This window comes from Pyxidicoccus sp. MSG2 (genome assembly GCF_026626705.1).
GTDB lineage: Bacteria > Myxococcota > Myxococcia > Myxococcales > Myxococcaceae > Myxococcus.
Window position 1 is genome coordinate 8,729,434 of record NZ_JAPNKC010000001.1, and the last position, 15,649, is coordinate 8,745,082.

At 71.3% G+C, this 15,649-nt stretch carries 14 protein-coding genes; 8 read left to right on the forward strand and 6 right to left on the reverse strand.

Going from position 1 to position 15,649, the window contains the following annotated elements; genetic code table 11:
* The 8 genes from OV427_RS34185 to OV427_RS34220 all read left to right on the forward strand — a co-directional run bounded on the left by OV427_RS34185 (position 1) and on the right by OV427_RS34220 (position 7,114).
* The gene (locus OV427_RS34185) at positions 1 to 483 is read left to right on the forward strand and encodes a hypothetical protein (protein ID WP_267860406.1); all 483 of its coding nucleotides are present in this window, start codon (positions 1 to 3) and stop codon (positions 481 to 483) included.
* Between the two features lie 146 nt (positions 484 to 629).
* Positions 630 to 1,775 (forward strand): type III secretion system cytoplasmic ring protein SctQ, encoded by a 1,146-nt coding sequence (gene sctQ / locus OV427_RS34190; protein ID WP_267860407.1) that lies wholly within the window; start codon positions 630 to 632, stop codon positions 1,773 to 1,775.
* 8 nt (positions 1,776 to 1,783) lie between these two features.
* Complete coding sequence (locus OV427_RS34195) at positions 1,784 to 2,209, forward strand: flagellar biosynthetic protein FliO (protein ID WP_267860408.1); 426 nt, start codon at positions 1,784 to 1,786, stop codon at positions 2,207 to 2,209.
* Positions 2,206 to 2,937, forward strand: a complete 732-nt coding sequence (gene sctR / locus OV427_RS34200; protein ID WP_163995238.1) for a type III secretion system export apparatus subunit SctR — start codon at positions 2,206 to 2,208, stop codon at positions 2,935 to 2,937. Before OV427_RS34195 ends, sctR begins: the two co-directional genes overlap by 4 nt.
* A 4-nt stretch (positions 2,938 to 2,941) precedes the next feature.
* Positions 2,942 to 3,211 carry a flagellar biosynthetic protein FliQ gene (locus OV427_RS34205; RefSeq protein ID WP_267860409.1) on the forward strand — a complete coding sequence of 90 codons (270 nt, stop codon included), beginning with the start codon at positions 2,942 to 2,944 and terminating at the stop codon, positions 3,209 to 3,211.
* Positions 3,208 to 4,002 (forward strand): EscT/YscT/HrcT family type III secretion system export apparatus protein, encoded by a 795-nt coding sequence (locus OV427_RS34210; RefSeq protein WP_267860410.1) that lies wholly within the window; start codon positions 3,208 to 3,210, stop codon positions 4,000 to 4,002. The genes OV427_RS34205 and OV427_RS34210 overlap by 4 nt, the downstream gene beginning before the upstream one ends.
* On the forward strand, positions 3,999 to 5,048 hold the full coding sequence (locus OV427_RS34215; RefSeq protein ID WP_267860411.1) for an EscU/YscU/HrcU family type III secretion system export apparatus switch protein: 1,050 nt from the start codon (positions 3,999 to 4,001) through the stop codon (positions 5,046 to 5,048). The genes OV427_RS34210 and OV427_RS34215 overlap by 4 nt, the downstream gene beginning before the upstream one ends.
* Positions 5,045 to 7,114, forward strand: coding sequence for a flagellar biosynthesis protein FlhA (locus OV427_RS34220; protein WP_267860412.1), 2,070 nt, complete (start codon positions 5,045 to 5,047; stop codon positions 7,112 to 7,114). Before OV427_RS34215 ends, OV427_RS34220 begins: the two co-directional genes overlap by 4 nt.
* 15 nt (positions 7,115 to 7,129) lie before the next feature.
* Here OV427_RS34220 and OV427_RS34225 read toward each other — a convergent pair whose 3' ends face one another.
* The 6 genes from OV427_RS34225 to ligA all read right to left on the reverse strand — a co-directional run bounded on the left by OV427_RS34225 (position 7,130) and on the right by ligA (position 15,399).
* Positions 7,130 to 7,480, reverse strand: a complete 351-nt coding sequence (locus OV427_RS34225; protein ID WP_267860413.1) for an HU family DNA-binding protein — start codon at positions 7,478 to 7,480, stop codon at positions 7,130 to 7,132.
* A gap of 125 nt (positions 7,481 to 7,605) precedes the next feature.
* Positions 7,606 to 8,991: a YhjD/YihY/BrkB family envelope integrity protein gene (locus tag OV427_RS34230; protein ID WP_267860414.1), complete on the reverse strand. Its 1,386-nt coding sequence runs from the start codon at positions 8,989 to 8,991 to the stop codon at positions 7,606 to 7,608.
* A gap of 371 nt (positions 8,992 to 9,362) precedes the next feature.
* Complete coding sequence (locus OV427_RS34235) at positions 9,363 to 12,086, reverse strand: Rne/Rng family ribonuclease (protein WP_267860415.1); 2,724 nt, start codon at positions 12,084 to 12,086, stop codon at positions 9,363 to 9,365.
* A gap of 549 nt (positions 12,087 to 12,635) precedes the next feature.
* Positions 12,636 to 13,079 carry a DUF3052 family protein gene (locus tag OV427_RS34240; protein ID WP_206725572.1) on the reverse strand — a complete coding sequence of 148 codons (444 nt, stop codon included), beginning with the start codon at positions 13,077 to 13,079 and terminating at the stop codon, positions 12,636 to 12,638.
* Positions 13,076 to 13,363, reverse strand: a complete 288-nt coding sequence (locus OV427_RS34245) for an acylphosphatase (RefSeq protein ID WP_267860416.1) — start codon at positions 13,361 to 13,363, stop codon at positions 13,076 to 13,078. Before OV427_RS34245 ends, OV427_RS34240 begins: the two co-directional genes overlap by 4 nt.
* Positions 13,364 to 13,374: 11 nt before the next feature.
* Entirely contained in the window at positions 13,375 to 15,399 is a 2,025-nt protein-coding gene (gene ligA, locus OV427_RS34250; RefSeq protein ID WP_267860417.1) for an NAD-dependent DNA ligase LigA, read from the reverse strand.
* Positions 15,400 to 15,649: the final 250 nt, after the last annotated feature.

Here is a 15,649-nt window from a genome sequence, read left to right on the forward strand (position 1 = left end):
ATGGAAGCGACACGTGTGGGCCGGGCGGCCCGGCCGAACAAGAGGGCGAAGCCAACGGCCCAGGTCCCCGCTCGGGAGGCGCCGCCGCCTCAGGCCATACCGCCTCCGCCGCTGGCCCTTCCGCTGGAGCGCTGGGCGCTCGTGGCGTGGGTGCTCGGGCGCGAGCGGGCGGCGGAGCTTCTGAGCGGGCTGGGCGTGCGCGAGGCGGAGCGCGCGAAGGAGCACCTGCTGCGCCTGGCGGGGCTGCCGTCGGCGCAGCGACAGGCGAAGGTCGCGGTGGAGTTCGGGGAGCGCGCTGACGCCGCCGCGAGGTTGAAGGCGCTGATGGAAGAGGCGTCGGAGCCGCTGCGGAGGGAAATCTTCCGGCGCCTGCCGCCCTACCACCGGAGCCTGTTCCCCGGACGCCCCGCGGAGCCTGGGGAGCAGGCGTCGCCCGTCATGGGAGCCCTGGCCGAGCGGCTCATTCGCGAGGCCACGCGCTGAGTCTTTCGCGGAGCCGTCCCGGCCCGCGTACCCGGCATCCCGCATCCGGATGCCACGTCTCTTCAACCCCACGACTTCACGGACGCGGCACCTGGCGGGTGCCGTGCACGGGTGGGGTGTGTCCCAACACCGCCAGGGAGCTTTCGATGAACCCCGATGTCGAGCAGTCCGCCACCCGGAAGGTCCGCCCGCTGCGCGGGTTGGGCTCGCGCCGATTGACCCGCGCGCACGTCGCGCTCTCGGAGCGGCCCCGCGTCGCCGAGCTCGGCCGGGAAGCGCTGGGTGTGGTGGCGGACGTGTTGTCCCGGGAGCTGGAGTGTCCGGTGAAGGCGGAGGCGCGGCTCCTGGAGGCCGCCATCTCTCCGACGACGGGGCTGGCGCAGCCGGCGGTGTTCGCGCTGCTGGAGTTGTCGGCGGTGGGCGGGACGGGCGTGCTGGAGCTGGAGCCGGCGCTCGCCTTCGCCGCGCTGGAGCGCATCGCGGGTGCGGGGCAGCGGCCGGGCGTGGTGACGGAGCTGGCGCGGCTGGAGGAGGCGACGCTGGCCTACCTGCTGCTGCTGGCGCTCTCCGCGGTGCGCTCCCAGGGAGTGCTGAACCCGAAGCTGGGGCCGCGGCTGTCGGGCGTGACGATGCGGCGGGCGGACGTGGTGGCGCGGCTGGATGGGCGGCAGTCGCTGGTGGCCATCGAGCTGTCGCTGACGGTGGGGGCGGTGAGCGCGGGGGCGCGCCTGCTGCTGCCTTCCCCGGTGCTCCAGACGGTGTTCCAGGAGCTGCCCGTGGAGTGCGGGCCGGGCATCGCGCCGGAGGTGCTCGCGGCGTCGCTGGAGGCGCGGTGCCTCATCGGACAGACGCCGCTGCCGGCCATGGCGCTGGAGTCGCTCTCCGTGGGGGACGTCGTCCTCTTCGAGGGGGTGCGCCGCGAGGGCGGGTGCCTCCTGGGCCAGGGGCGGCTCGTCACCCGTGGTTTCGCGCTGGTGGGGAACTTCCTCGCCGGGGGCTTTTCGCTGACGCGCGCGGAGGGAAGCGCGCATTCCCAGGAGTCGGACATGGTGGACCTGAAGGAGCTGCGCGAGGGCATGCCCCCGCTGCCGGTGGATGTGGAAATCGAGCTGACGCGGGTGATGGTACCGCTGTCGGAGCTGGCGGCGCTGAAGCCGGGCGCGCTGCTGCCGCTGCACATCAGCGCCAACGCGCCGGTGCTGCTGCGCGTGGGCGACCGCGCGGTGGCCCGTGCCGAGCTCGTGGAAATCGAGGGCGAGGTCGGTGCCCGGGTCCTGGCGCTGCTGCCATGAGGCCACCGATGAAAAGCGTCCTCTCATCCGTGTCTCCCCGCGCGCGCCTGCTGGCGGCGGGGGCCCTCGTGCTCGGGCTGTCGGCGCTCGGGCCGCTGGGGGGACTGTCCATGACCTCCGCCGCACGCGGGCTGCTGGGTGCACTGGCGCTGGGCGGCCTGGGCTGGTGGTTGCGACGACGGGGCGCACCGGGGCCGGAGGTGCCCCAGGTGGCACGGCTGCACGTCGTCTCGCGAGCGGGGCTCTCCCCGCGGTGTGGCCTGGCGCTGGTGGAGGTGGACGGGCGCAGCTTCCTGGTGGCCTTCGGGGATTCGTTCGCGGAGATCCGCGAGACGCAGGAGCCGGAGGACGTGTTCGCGCGGGCGTTGGCGCAGGCCCGCCGGCCGATGCCGAGGCGCCGCGTACCATGGCGGGGCAAGGGGGTGGGGCGATGAAGCGCGTGCTCATGGGCGCGGGGCTGCTGGCTCCGGCCCTGGCCTCCGCGGCGGAGACGTCGCTCTCGCGGATGTCCTATGCGGGAAGCCCGCTGTCGATGATGGGGATGCTCGCGCTGATGTCGCTGCTGCCGTTCGCGGTGCTGATGCTGACGAGCTTCTCGAAAATCGCGGTGGTGCTGTCGCTGGCGCGCTCGGCGATGGGGACGCAGCAGGCGCCGCCGACGCTGGTGCTGACGGGACTGGCGGCAGTGCTCACGGGGCACATCATGGCGCCGGTCATGGAGCGCATGTACGACGCGGGGCAGGTGGCGTACGCGGAGGTGGAGGCGGGCTCCGGGGCGCAGATTCTGTCGGCCGCGTCGCGGGTGTCGGAGCCGCTGCGCTCGTTCCTGGTGAAGCACGGCAGCCCGGAGGAGCGGGCGCGCTTCGTGGACCTGGCGCGCGAGCTCCGGCCGCCGGAGGAAGCGGACGCGGTGCACGAGACGGACCTCTTCGTGGTGATTCCCGCCTTCGTCATCACCGAGCTGAAGGAGGCCTTCCAGATTGGCTTCCTCGTCTTCCTCCCGTTCCTGGTGCTGGACATGGTCATCGCCAACGTGCTGCTCGCGCTGGGGATGCAGACGTTGTCACCGAGTCAGGTGAGCCTGCCCTTCAAGATCCTCCTCTTCGTCGCCGTGGATGGCTGGGCGCTGCTCGCGCGGGGCCTCATCCTCGGCTACCGGTGACGCCATGACTCCGGACGTCCTGCTCACGCTGGGGCGCGAGGCCTTGCTGTTGATGGTGCTCGCCTCGCTTCCTCCCATTGGCGCGAGCCTGCTGGTGGGCTTCCTGTCGAGCCTCTTCCAGGCCACCACGCAGCTCCAGGAGAGCACGCTCGCGGTGGTACCCAAGCTGTGCGCGGCGGTCCTCGCGCTCGTGCTCGCCGGGCCGTGGATTGCCGGGCAGCTCACGCGCTTCACGCACCAGCTCCTCCTGCTCATCGCCGAGGTGGCGGCATGAACCTGGAGCCGCTGCGTCTCTGGCTCGAAACGCTGGGGCCGGACATCGTCGTGGTGGCGCTGTGTGCCGCGCGGCTCGTGCCCATTGCTTTCCTGTGCCCGCTCTTGGGAGGGCAGGCCACACCCACGACGGTGCGGCTGGCGCTGGTGCTCTCCCTGGCGCTCTTCCTGCGCCTGGAGGCGGGCGTGGAGCTGGTGACGCCGGTGGCGTCCTCGCTGGAGCTGGCGGCGTTGGTGGTGCGAGAACTGGGCTATGGGATGTCGGTGGGGCTCGTGGCGGTGCTGCCCTTCGACGCGGCGCGGATGGGCGGACGCTTCATCGACCTGTTCCGGGGGACGTCGGCGGAGGCCAGCCTGCCCGCCGCGGGCAGTCGCGAGTCGGCCACGGGGGATGGGCTCTACCACCTGCTGGTGGCGCTCGTGGTGTCGGGAAGCCTGTTTTCGCAGGTCCTCTCCGGGCTGCTGCGCGGCTTCGGGGTGGTGCGTCTGGGAGCCTTCGTCCCGACGGAAGCGGCCGCGATGCACGTCGTCGTGCTGGCGGGAGGCGCCCTGGCCTCGGGCCTGGCGGTGGGGGCGCCGGTGGCCGCGGCGGCGCTGGCGGTGGACTGCTTCCTCGGACTGGCTTCGCGAGCCGCGCCACAGGTGAACCTGCAGGAGGTGGGAGCGCCGCTGCGGATTCTCGGGGGCGGCGCGTTGCTGTGGCTGGGCGTGGGCGTGCTCTGCGAGCGACTGCTGGCGGGCGTGCTCTCCACGGAGGGCGCACTGGCGATGCTGGGCGAGGTGGCGCGATGAGTGGTGAGAAGACGGAGCAGCCCACCGCGAAGCGCCTTCGGGAAGCACGGCGCAAGGGACAGATTCCGCGCAGCCGGCTGCTGACGTCCAGCGCGGTGACGTTGGGAGGGCTGCTGGGCTTCACGGCCTTCGCACCCGAGGGCTTCCTTCGACTGCAGGACTGGACCGCGCGTCTGTTCCTCGAACAGCGCGACCTGGGCGCGTGGCGGGAGGGGCTTTGGATTGCCGCGAGGCTCTGCGGGCCGGCGCTGGGGGGCGCCCTCGCGGCGTCGCTGGGGGTGTCCGTCGCCACGGTGGGCTTCGAGCTGGAGATGGGCCACGCGGCGCCGAAGCTGGAGCGCATCAGTCCCGCGGCGGGGCTGAAGCGGCTGTTCAGCCTGCGGCCGCTGGTGGAGGTGGGGAAGGCGCTGGCGGTGGTGGCGCTGGTGGCGGCGCTCGTCTGGAGCGAGGTGGAGGAGGTCGGCCCGGACGCGCTGCGTGTCGCCTGGCTGGGCGGCGCGCAGGGACTGACGCTGCTGGTGGAGCGCCTGGGCACTCTCGCCATCCGGCTCGCCTGGGTGGTGCTGCTGCTGGGCGTGGGGGACTACGCCCTCGCGCGTCGGCGCCACCTGAAGGACCTGATGATGAGCCGCGAGGAGGTGAAGCGCGAGCACAAGGAGAGCGAGGGCGACCCGCGTCAGAAGGGACAGCGGCGGGCCCTGCAGCGGCAGCTCGCGCAGGGGGGACCGGCACGTGGAGTGCAGAAGGCCACCGCCGTGGTCATCAACCCCACGCACCTCGCGGTCGCGCTCCGCTACGACGCCCGGGAATGTGAGGCGCCCTACCTCGTGGCCAAGGCCCGGGAGGAAGACGCCCTTGCCCTCCGGGAGGAAGCGCGGAGGCTCGGGATTCCGGTGGTCAGGGACATCCCGCTGGCCCGCAGCCTCATCCACTACGACCTCGGGGAGGCCATCCCCGAGGAGCTGTACCAGGCGGCCGCGGTCGTCCTGCGCACGGCGATGGAGACGCGAAGCGTGGACGACCATCCACGGAGACAGACGCCATGAACCCGCTCTCGAAAATCTTGTTGAAGGCCCGGAAGTCCTCGGACGTGGTGCTCGCGGTGGCGATGGCCGCCGTGTTGGGTGCTCTCATCATTCCCCTGCCGGCCTGGATGCTGGACGCGGGGCTCGCGGTGAACCTGGCCGCGGCGGTGGCGTTGCTGGTGGCGGCGCTCCGGGCAAAGGACGCGCTGAAGGTGACGGCGTTTCCCACGCTGCTGCTGTTCACCACGCTGTTCCGGCTGGCGCTCAATGTGTCGTCCACGCGGCTGGCGCTCGCGGAGGGGCATGCGGGCGAGGTCATCCAGGCGTTCGGAGAGTTCGTGGTGCGTGGGGACTACGTGGTGGGCGCCGTGGTCTTCGCCATCCTCACGCTGGTGCAGTTCCTGGTGGTGGCCAAGGGTGCCGAGCGCGTCGCGGAGGTGTCCGCGCGGTTCACCCTGGATGCGATGCCGGGCAAGCAGATGTCCATCGACGCGGACCTGCGCGCGGGGGCCATCGACCAGGCGCAGGCCCGGCGACGCAGGCGCGACCTGGAGCGCGAGTCGCAGATGTTCGGCGCCATGGATGGCGCGATGAAGTTCGTGAAGGGCGACGTCGTCGCCGGCCTCGTCATCGTCGCGGTGAACCTGCTGGGAGGAACCGTCATCGGCGTGCTCCAGGGCGGCATGTCCCTGTCGGAGGCCGCGTCGACTTTCGCGCTCATCGCGATTGGGGATGGACTGGTGTCGCAGGTCCCCTCGCTCTGCATCGCGGTGGCGGCGGGCCTCGTCGTCACGCGGGTGGCCTCGGAGAAGGAGGACGACTCGCTCGGCCTGGAGATTGGCTCGCAATTCTTCGGCGAGGCCCGGACGCTCTGGGTGGTGGCGGGGCTCTGTGGAGCGCTGGCCCTCATGCCGGGCATGCCGCACCTGACGTTTCTCATCCTGGCGGCGGGACTGGGCGGGCTCGGCCATGCGCTGAATCAACGGGAGCCCGTGGGGCCCGGGGAGAAGGAGGGCGCCAACCCTGGCGCGGCCGCTCCAGGCCCTGCCCCGGGCGCGCCGCCGGAGAGCGCCTCGGTACCCGTGGGCGTCTCGCCGCTCACCCTGGACCTGGCGCCGGACCTGACTGCGCTGGCGGAAGAGGAAGGCGGTGCCTTCGTCCACAAGACGCTGAACGCGGTGCGGGATGAGCTGTTCTTCGAGCTGGGAGTGCGCATCCCCGGCATCCGCGTGCGGACGCAGGCTGCCTACCTGTCGCCCGGGGAGTACCGCATCCAGGTGGACGAGGTCCCCTCGGGTGGAGGGCAGGTCGTTCCGGGCACGCTCTACGCGTTGGCGCCCCCGGAGGAACTCGCCTTCCTCCAGGTGAAGGCCGAGCCCGCGGCGGAGCCCGGCACCGGCAGGACCATCAGCCGAATCACGGAGGCGGGGCGGGCCCTGCTGGAGGCGGCGCAGGTCCCCATGCGGAGCCCGGCAGCGCTGCTGGCGGACCACCTGCGGGGCGTTCTGCGGGCCCGCGCCGCGGACCTGCTGGGGCTCCAGGACGTCCAGGGACTGCTGGAGGGGCTGGAGGCCCAGTCACCCGTCCTGGTGAAGGAAGCCCTGCAGAAGGTGCCGCTGCCGCTGCTGACGGATGTGCTGCGCAAGCTCCTCCAGGAAGGCGTCAGCATCCGAGACCTGCGCGCCATCCTGGAGGCGCTCGTCTCGCCCACCACCGAGGGGGACGCGGTGGCGCTCGCCGAGCGCTGCCGCCAGGCGCTGCGCCGGTACCTCAGCCACAAGTTCGCTCCCACGGGGCCGCTGTACGCCTACCTCGTAGACCCGGAGGTGGAGGAGGTGCTGCGGGCGACGGGGCCTCGCGGGCCCGCGCCCGACCCGGAGCGGGTGGCGGAAATCCTGGAGGGCGTGAGGCAGGTGGCGACGGGAGGGAGGGCGGTGCTGCTCACCGCGCCGGATGTGCGCCGGCCCCTGCGCAGGCTCTGCGAGGGCGCATTCCCCGACGTCGCGGTGCTCACCTACGGCGAGCTGGACGGGGCGCTGCAGATTCGTCCCATCGGTCGGCTGTCGCCCGTGCCGATGGGACGCTGAGTCAACCGGAAGGGCTCAGAGCCCCGTGCCGGTGCTGGGGCCCTTGCTCTCGGAGACGGGGGGAAGGTCCGTCTGGGCCTGCTGGGGCGGCGGACGGTTGACCCGGTCGCGCAGCTCCTTGCCCGTGCGGAAGAGCAGGCCGCGCTTGGGCTTCACCGGGATGACCTGTCCCGTCTTCGGATTGCGGCCCTGGTAGCCCTGGTAGTTCTTCACGTGGAAGGCACCCAGGCCGCGAATCTCGATGTTCTCCCCGCGGCAGAGGGCATCCTTCATCGACTCGAAGATCGTCTCGATGGTGGCCTCAGCCTGCTTCTGCGTCACGCCCCGCTTGGCGACGAGGATGTTGATCAGATCGGACTTGAGCATCGGACGCTCCCGCAAACCCGGTGACCCCTTGGAAACAGGGCACTCTGGCCCTCGGTCGAATCCTGAAAACATAGCAGAACGCATCCCCCATGCAAGCGAGGTGGACAGCCAACCACCCAGAACCTCTACGGATTTCCGCTAGCCGCAACCCTGGGGGACGCGGGGGCCACGGGCTCGGCCAGTCCGGGGCGCAGATGCACCACGAGGTCCAGCCAGCGGGTGCGGCGCAGCAGGTCGATGCCGGCGCAGTCGGCCGCCTGGAAGAGGGGCTCCATCTGCTCGAAGCCCGGCGCACGGGGGCCGCTCCAGGTCTCCGAGTCGCCGCTGATCATCACCCCGTGCACCGCCAGCGTGGTGTCCGCCAGCGTGAGGGTGGCCGGGTCCCTTGCGGGACGGAGGCCGCCCCGGCGCAGGCGCTCGAGCAGCTCCGCTTCCACCATGCGGTCCACGACTTCGTGGACGAGCGACTCGGGGACCCGCAGGCGGGTTGCCAGCTCGCGGGGCGTGGGGGCTTGCGTCCCATCCACCCAGGCCAGCGTGGTCTCCTGGGCGATGCGGGAGGCCACCAGCTCGTGTGCGCGCGGGTGGGTGCCAAAGGCGAAGAGCGAGTCCCGGAAGGCGGCGTGCTCCACGGCGTAGGACAGCCGGGCCCCGAAGAGGAGCAGCAACCAGCTCACGTACACCCACGCGAGGAACAGGGGCAGGGCGCTGAGGGAGGCGTAGATGGGGTTGTGGCGGAAGCTGCGGAGCGCGAACTCGGCGTAGACCTGCTTGGCCACCATCCACCCCAGGCCCGCCACCAGCCCTCCCGCGAGCGCCGAGCGCACGCGCACGTGGGAGTAGGGCGTCCAGAAGTAGAGCAGGGTGAGGCTGGCGATGGCGACGAGGCTGGTGCCGAGGAAGATGAAGGCGTGGGCGTGAGGGGCGTGGGTCTGCAGGAACTCGCGGACCTTGCCCGTCCCGGAGAAGGAGACCGCGAGGAAGAAGGGGCCCAGTAGCAGCAGTCCCCCGTAGATGAGCAGGCGCACGCCCCAGGGGCGCTGGCGGCGGATGCCCCACAGCTCGTTCACCGCGCCATCGAGCTGCCGGAGCAGCGAGCCCGCGGACATCATCACCGCGAGGAAGCCCACGCTGCCGATGGCGATGCGGTTGCTGGGCTGCAGGAACCGGTCGAGGAACTCGGACGTCTTGCCCACCACGCCCGGATCCAACAGCTCGCCTACGACGCGGCGCAGCTCGGCCTTGAACCCGTCCTGGTGGAAGGCGGTGAGCAGCACCAGGGCCACCGTCAGCAGCGGCACCAGCGAGAACATGCTGATGTACGTGAGCGCGGCGGCCCGCAGCCGCAGGTTCTCCCCACGGAAGCCCTGGGCCACGGTCCGCGCGGCCATGAAGGTGTCCGTCGCGAAGCGCCCCACCTGGGTGCGTTGTGCTGGAGCCCAGACCCGGAGGGCCCAGGCCACCGTCCTGTCTCGCGTCGCCCGCAGCCACGGAAGCGGATTGGCCGTCACGGTCCCCCCCAGGCGCCGCGAGGCGGGTGGGCAGGAGCCCGCTCGCGACAGGCGATACGGCACCTCGTAAGGGTCGGCCCGCGTAGGGGAAGGGGAGAAATCATCCGTGGGAGCTGGCCGGGCCCGGAGCGGACAACGCCCCGCGGCAAGGGGACCCAAGGCTAGCCAATTCGAGGCCCCCGGGGCCAGCCCACCCCAGGGGGCGTGGGCGGCCAGCGCATCCCATCCGACACAGCCGTGAGGTGCGGCGGAGTGCATGGGAAACCGTGCCGGAAGCACCCACGGCACGGAACGGAGCAGGACGCCTGCTCCCTTGCCCTGCGTCCGTCACGCGGCCGCGGGGCTGGGAGCCGGCTTCAACCGCCTGAGGCTCAGGTCGTGCCGCCGCCCGACGGCTCGGAGCCGCCGCCCGACGACGAGGGCGGAGTCGAGCCGCCACCGCCTTCATTTCCGCCAGAGCCTCCGCTGCCACCAGGCGAGCCCTGGCCACCGCCGCGCTCACCACGCTCACCGCGTTCGCCCCGGTCACCGCGCTGCTCGCCGCCCCGGCGCTCACCGCGTTCGCCGCGCTGCTCGCCGCCCCGGTCGCCGCGCTGCTCACCGCCACGCTCGCCACCGCGCTGCTCACCGCCACGCTCGCCACCGCGCTGCTCACCGCCCCGGTCGCCCCGGGGCCGGTCGCCGCCGCGGTCGGGCCGACGGCCCTCGCGCCGGTCGCCACCGCGGTCTCCGCGCTCGCCACCGCCCCGGTCGCCACCACGCTCACCCCCCCGGTCGCGGTCCCTGCCGCCACCGCCCCGGCGGCCCTGGTCCTGGCGTCCGTAGCCGCCGCCGCCGTTGCTGTCCGGCTTGCGCTGCTGCATGGCCAGCTCACCGTCACCGGAGCCCGGCGACGAGGCCACCTTGTGCTCGGGGCCCGTGGCCGAGCGGCCGTAGATGTCGTACTGCTCGCGGTGGTAGTTCTGCTGCGCCTTGACCTGGATGGACTTGTTGTACCGGTCCATCAGGTGGCGCAGCTCGTTGCGCTCCTCGCCCTGGAGCAGGCGCGCCACTTCCGCGTTGCAGTTGATGACCAGCGTGGAGTCCTTGTAGCCCGGCGCCTCGCGGCGGATCTCCCGGAAGATTTCGTACGCCACGGTGGTGGCCGTCTTCACGAAGCCGTTGCCGTCGCAGTACGGGCAGTCCTCGTGCAGCATCCGGCCGATGGACTCGCGCACGCGCTTGCGCGTCATCTCCACGAGGCCCAGCTCGGAGATGCGCAGCACGTTCGTCTTCGCCTTGTCGCGGCCCAGCGCCTCCTGCAGCGACTTGAAGACCTTGTCCCGGTTCTGCGCCTTCTCCATGTCGATGAAGTCGCAGATGATGATGCCGCCGATGTTGCGCAGCCGGAGCTGGTAGACAATCTCCTTGGCCGCCTCGACGTTGATCTTCGTAATCGTCTCTTCGAGGCTCTTCTTGCCGACGTACCGGCCCGAGTTGACGTCGATGGCGGTGAGCGCCTCGGCCTGGTCGATGATGAGGTAGCCGCCGCTCTTCAGCCACACCTTGCGCTGGGTGGCGCGCTGCAATTCCTGCTCGATGCCGTACGCGTCGAAGACGGTGTCGTCGCCCTCGTGTAGCGCCACCCTGTCGCGCAGCGCGGGGTCCTGCGCGGTGACGAAGCCGAGGATGCGCTCGTACTCCTCGCGGTCATCGACGACGAGCTTCTCCACGTCGTGCGCGAAGAGGTCTCTCGTGGCGCGCAGGATGAGGTCCAGGTCCGGGTGCAGCAGGCCGGGGCCGCCGCGCTTCTCGTTGCGGCGCACCACCTGGTTCCACACCTCGATGAGGAACCGGATGTCGCTCTCCAGCTTCTCCTGGGGAACGTTCTCCGCCACCGTGCGGACGATGAAGCCCGTCCCGGGCGGCCGCATCTTGTCCACGATGTCGCGCAGCCGCCGGCGCTCCTTCTCGTTGGAGATGCGGCGGCTGATGCCCACGTGGTCCACCGTGGGCATGAACACCAGGTGACGGCCGGGGATGGAGATGTGCGAGGTGAGCCGCGCGCCCTTCGTGCCGATGGGGTCCTTCGAAATCTGGACCACGACTTCCTGGCCCACCTTCAGCAGGTCCTCAATCTTGTCCGTCCGGCGCTGCTTCGGCTTCTCCTTCTCGTCGTCGCGCTTGTCGCCGCGGCGCTTCTCCTCCGGGCGCCGGCCCTTGTCCTTCTCGCGGTCCTTCTCACGGCCCTCGCGGGCGCGGGGCTCGCGAGCCTCCCGTGCCTCGCGCGGCGTGCGGCGCTCGCCGGAGACTTCGGCGGGGCGCGCGGCTGGCGCGGACTCGGCGCCGGCGGGCGGGGGAACGATTTCGCCCAGCGCGGCGGCCGCCGCCGGAGGAGGCTCCGCCTGCAGCATCGCCGCCGCCAGTGCCGCGGCGGTGGCGCTTGCGTCGGAGCTCTCCGCGGCGCCAGCCTCCGGGGCCGCGGCGGCGCCCTCGGGAGCACCCGGCGCGGCGGCCTCGGCCACCGGCGTCGCTTCCGTCACCTCCGTCACCGCGGCGGGAGCCTCGGCGGAGGCCGGAACCTCGGGCGCCGCGCTGACCGCGGGGGCCTCTTCGGCGGCGGGCGCGGCGGCCTCGGCCGGAGCGGGCGTGCTGTCCGAAAGAATCACGGCCGGCGCGTTGGCGGCCAGCTCCATGACGGTGTCGCGTGGCAGGGACGAGGCGAGGTGCAGGGCCGCCTCGCCGGTCAGCTCCTCCACCTCCGCCTCCACCACGGGGCCATGGACGTGGGCGGCCTCGGCCGCGTCGGCCTCGGACTCGGTGGGGACTTCCGGCGCGTCCTCGTGCTCGCCCTCGGTCAGCTCGAACTGGGCGCGCGCGAAGTCCGGGTCGTAGACGACGTCGCTGACGTAGAGGAAGGCGGCCTTCTCCAGGCCGATGTCGACAAAGGCGGCCTGCATGCCCGGGAGCACCCGGACGACCCGGCCCTTGTAGATGTTTCCGACGACTCCCTTGTCCTTCTTACGCTCGAGGTAGAACTCCGCGATGTGGCCGCCCTCGACGAGCGCGACACGAGTCTCGCGACCCGCGGCGTTGATGACCAGGATGCTGCTCATGGATGAATCCTGCACGCGCGCGCGGTAGGGCGGACCTCACCGGACGGGAGGCGGCAAGACGCCGCGCCTCCGAGCACGCTGCGAAGGGAGAGGCGGCCTCCGGTGGACCTCCGGCGAACCGGCCCCGCCCGGACTGTCCGGGTAGGGTTCGTGTCGCACTGTCGAGGACCGAGGGGACCACCGCCTGCTCCTCCGAGTTCATGTCGCCCCGCATTGCGACCGGCACCGTACCGGGCGGGGCCTTGTCTTCACACGCGCTCGAGTCCCTCCACCACGTGCGGGCCACCCGCTCTTCTATCCGCACCCGGTCGGTGCCCGTCTGGGGCCACCTTGGGGGGGCGACTGGAGCCTCGGTGCAGCCGGCGCGCCCGGAGGAGACCGGAGACGCAACCCGTCAAAATCCCTACCGGACATGACCCCCGACAACGCGGGGCGTCATACAAACGTCCAGAAACACGGAGAGTTTTCCACCCCCTGCCCGTGGTGTAAAGCCGAGAAACGGCTTCCATCCACTGTCTGGCAGATGATGGGTGCCTGCCCGGCCGGGCTTCAGGCCTGGGCCGGGGCCTGCTTGCGGCCCTCGGGCTTGTCCAGCCGCCCGCGCGGCCGGCGCACCAGCCTCAGCCCCGTCCACGTGGCGTCGATGAGGCAGATTTTGTTGTCCACCAGACCGATATCCAGGGCCGCGTGGCGGACGAAGTCCTCGGAGAGGCTCGTCTTGACGCCCTCGCCGCCGGGCCAGCACACCCAGATGCCGCCGGTGAGCGCCATGGCACGTGCCAGGGCGGGCAACCGCTGCACCAATTCCTGGGCGTCCGAGGTGAAGAAGAGGATGACATCCAGGCCTGTCTGCGCGGTGATGAGGAACTCCACCCCATCCGGCAGCGGGTTGAGCTTCTGCACGAAGCCCCGCGGCGGGTTGATGACGGAGACCTTGGACCCGGCCCGGATGCCCAGCATGGCCGGCAGGGATGCCAGCGCGTAGGGCGTCATGACGTGCGCTCCACGTTGAAATGACTGAACTCGCCGGTGGCCTCGCCGTCCGTGCGCGCCACGTCCGTGACGCGCGCCTGCTGCGGACCGCGGTGACACCACCGGATGAACTCTTCCAGCACGGCGGGCGCACCCTCCGCCACGGCCTCCACGGCGCCGTCGGAGCAGTTGCGCACCCAGCCGGTGAGGCCCAGGCGCGAGGCTTCGCCGCGGGCGCTCTCCCGGAAGAAGACGCCCTGCACCTTGCCCTCGATTCGCAGCGTGACTCGCCGCGCGCCACTCATGAACCCAAGCCTCACCCTCTGGCGTTGGCCTGCAACAGCTGCAGGAACGCCTGCTCGTCCAGGATTCTTACCCCGAGTTCCTGGGCCTTCTTCAGCTTGCTACCGGCATCGTCGCCGGCAACGAGAAAATCGGTCTTGCGCGAGACACTTCCCGCCACCTTGCCACCACGCCGTTCGACCTCTTCCTTCGCCTGCTCTCGCGTCATACCCGTCATGGCCCCGGTGAGCACCACCGTCTTGCCCACGAAGGGGCCTCCGGTGGCCACCTGCGGGGGGGCCGGGGAGACGCCGGCGCGCAGCAGCGCCTCCACCGCGTCGCGGTTCTGCGGCTCCTGGAAGAAGGAGTGGATGACCTGGGCCATGACGGGGCCCACGTCCTTCACGCGGGTGATTTCGTCCAGGCTGGCGGTGAAGAGCTGGCGCACGTCCGGGAAGGCCTCGGCCAGGGCCTTGGCCGTGGCGTCCCCCACATGGCGGATGCCCAGCGAATAGAGGAAGCGGCGCTGCGTGGTCTGCTTGGAGTGCTCCACCGACGCCAACAGGTTGTCCGCGCTCTTGTCGCCCATGCGCTCCAGCGTCAGGAGCTTCTCCTTCGTGAGCGCGTACAGGTCCGCGAACGTCTTGACCGTGCCGGTGGCCACCAGCTGCGCGGCCAGCTTGTCGCCCAGGCCCTCGATGTCCATCGCGATGCGGCTGGCGAAGTGGCGGATCTTCTCCACCAGCTGCGCGGGGCACGAGGCGCCGGTGCAGCGGATGACGGCCCCGTCCTCGTCCTTCACCGCCACCGCGCCGCACACCGGGCAGTGCTTCGGGAACTCGAAGGGCCTGGAGTCCTCGGGACGCCTGGACGGCACCACGGAGACGATTTCCGGAATCACGTCACCGGCACGGCGCACGAAGACGGTGTCGCCCCGGCGCACGTCCTTGCGGCGCAGCTCGTCCTCGTTGTGCAGCGTGGCGCGCGCCACGGTGACTCCGCCCACCTTCACCGGCTTCAGGTGCGCCACCGGCGTCAGCGCGCCCGTGCGGCCCACCTGGATGCCGATGTCCTCCACCAGGGTGGATTCCTCCTCCGGAGGGAACTTGTACGCCACCGCCCAGCGGGGGCTCTTGGAGACCTGGCCCAGCCGGCGGCGCAGGTCCTCCTCGTCCACCTTCACCACCATGCCGTCCACTTCGAAGGGCAGCCCGTGGCGGCCCTCGAGGGAGGCGTCATGCGCCTTGCGCACGCCGTCGATGCCCTCCGCGCGGACGTAGCGGTTGATGGGCAGGCCGAGCGTCTTGAGGTACTCCAGCTTCTCGATGTGCGACTTGAAGTCGGGCACGCCGTCGCCGGGGACGCACTCGTAGAGGTAGATGGACAGCGGGCGCGCGGCCGTCTCCTTCGGGTCCAGCTGACGGAGGCTGCCGGCGGCGGCGTTGCGCGGGTTGGCGAAGAGCGGCTCGCCCTCCTCCTCGCGCTTGTCGTTGAGCTTCTTGAAGTCCGCCTTGCGGATGAAGACCTCGCCGCGCACCTCGAGCAGCCCGGGCACCTTCACGCCGCCCTGCGGGAGCAGCTCCATGGGCAGGCTGCGCACGGTGCGCAGGTTGGCGGTGACGTCCTCGCCGGTGTTGCCGTCGCCGCGCGTGGCGCCCTGGATGAAGACGCCCTTCTCGTAGCGCAGGGAGATGGCCAGGCCGTCGAGCTTCGGCTCGCACACGTAGGTGACGGAGGGCAGTCCCACCAGCTTGCGGATGCGCTCGTCGAACTCCTGCAGGCCCTCGTCGTCGAAGATGTTGGCCAGCGAGAGCATGGGGACGCGGTGGACCACCTCCCCGAACTCGTCGACCGCCGCGCCGCCCACGCGCTGGGTGGGCGAGTCCGGCGTCTGCAGGGTGGGGTGCTTCTCCTCCAGCCCCTGCAGCTCGCGCATCAGCTTGTCGTATTGCGCGTCGCTGATCTCCGGCGAGTCGAGCACGTAGTAGCGGTAGTTGTGGTGCGCCAGCTCATGGCGGAGCTCGCGGGCTCGGGCTTCGGCTTTCTGGAAGTCGTCCACGATGTGCGGTCCTTACCTCAAATCCCACCACCGGAGGGGGCGCCACGCGCGGGCCTCCGGTGTCCGCGCAATCTAGAGCGCCTCACCGACATGCCGTCACATGCTTCCGCGCGATGCGCTGGAGCTTGCCCGGAGCGACAACCCGTGGAGTAGGACGCCGGTGACGGGGCCTGACCCGGTGCGGCGCACGGGAGGGAGGACGTCCCGGCGCGAACCCGTGGGGATGGGCCGGACTGGAAGGCCGGGACGT

Coding starts and splice junctions, on each gene's coding strand:
- OV427_RS34195 (WP_267860408.1), top strand. CDS start 1,784: ATGAAAAGCGTCCTCTCATCCGTGTCTCCCCGCGCGCGCCTGCTGGCG.
- sctQ (WP_267860407.1), top strand. CDS start 630: ATGAACCCCGATGTCGAGCAGTCCGCCACCCGGAAGGTCCGCCCGCTG.
- OV427_RS34215 (WP_267860411.1), top strand. CDS start 3,999: ATGAGTGGTGAGAAGACGGAGCAGCCCACCGCGAAGCGCCTTCGGGAA.
- OV427_RS34225 (WP_267860413.1), bottom strand. CDS start 7,480: ATGCTCAAGTCCGATCTGATCAACATCCTCGTCGCCAAGCGGGGCGTG.
- OV427_RS34220 (WP_267860412.1), top strand. CDS start 5,045: ATGAACCCGCTCTCGAAAATCTTGTTGAAGGCCCGGAAGTCCTCGGAC.
- OV427_RS34240 (WP_206725572.1), bottom strand. CDS start 13,079: ATGACGCCCTACGCGCTGGCATCCCTGCCGGCCATGCTGGGCATCCGG.
- OV427_RS34235 (WP_267860415.1), bottom strand. CDS start 12,086: ATGAGCAGCATCCTGGTCATCAACGCCGCGGGTCGCGAGACTCGTGTC.
- sctR (WP_163995238.1), top strand. CDS start 2,206: ATGAAGCGCGTGCTCATGGGCGCGGGGCTGCTGGCTCCGGCCCTGGCC.
- OV427_RS34245 (WP_267860416.1), bottom strand. CDS start 13,363: ATGAGTGGCGCGCGGCGAGTCACGCTGCGAATCGAGGGCAAGGTGCAG.
- OV427_RS34205 (WP_267860409.1), top strand. CDS start 2,942: ATGACTCCGGACGTCCTGCTCACGCTGGGGCGCGAGGCCTTGCTGTTG.
- OV427_RS34185 (WP_267860406.1), top strand. CDS start 1: ATGGAAGCGACACGTGTGGGCCGGGCGGCCCGGCCGAACAAGAGGGCG.
- OV427_RS34210 (WP_267860410.1), top strand. CDS start 3,208: ATGAACCTGGAGCCGCTGCGTCTCTGGCTCGAAACGCTGGGGCCGGAC.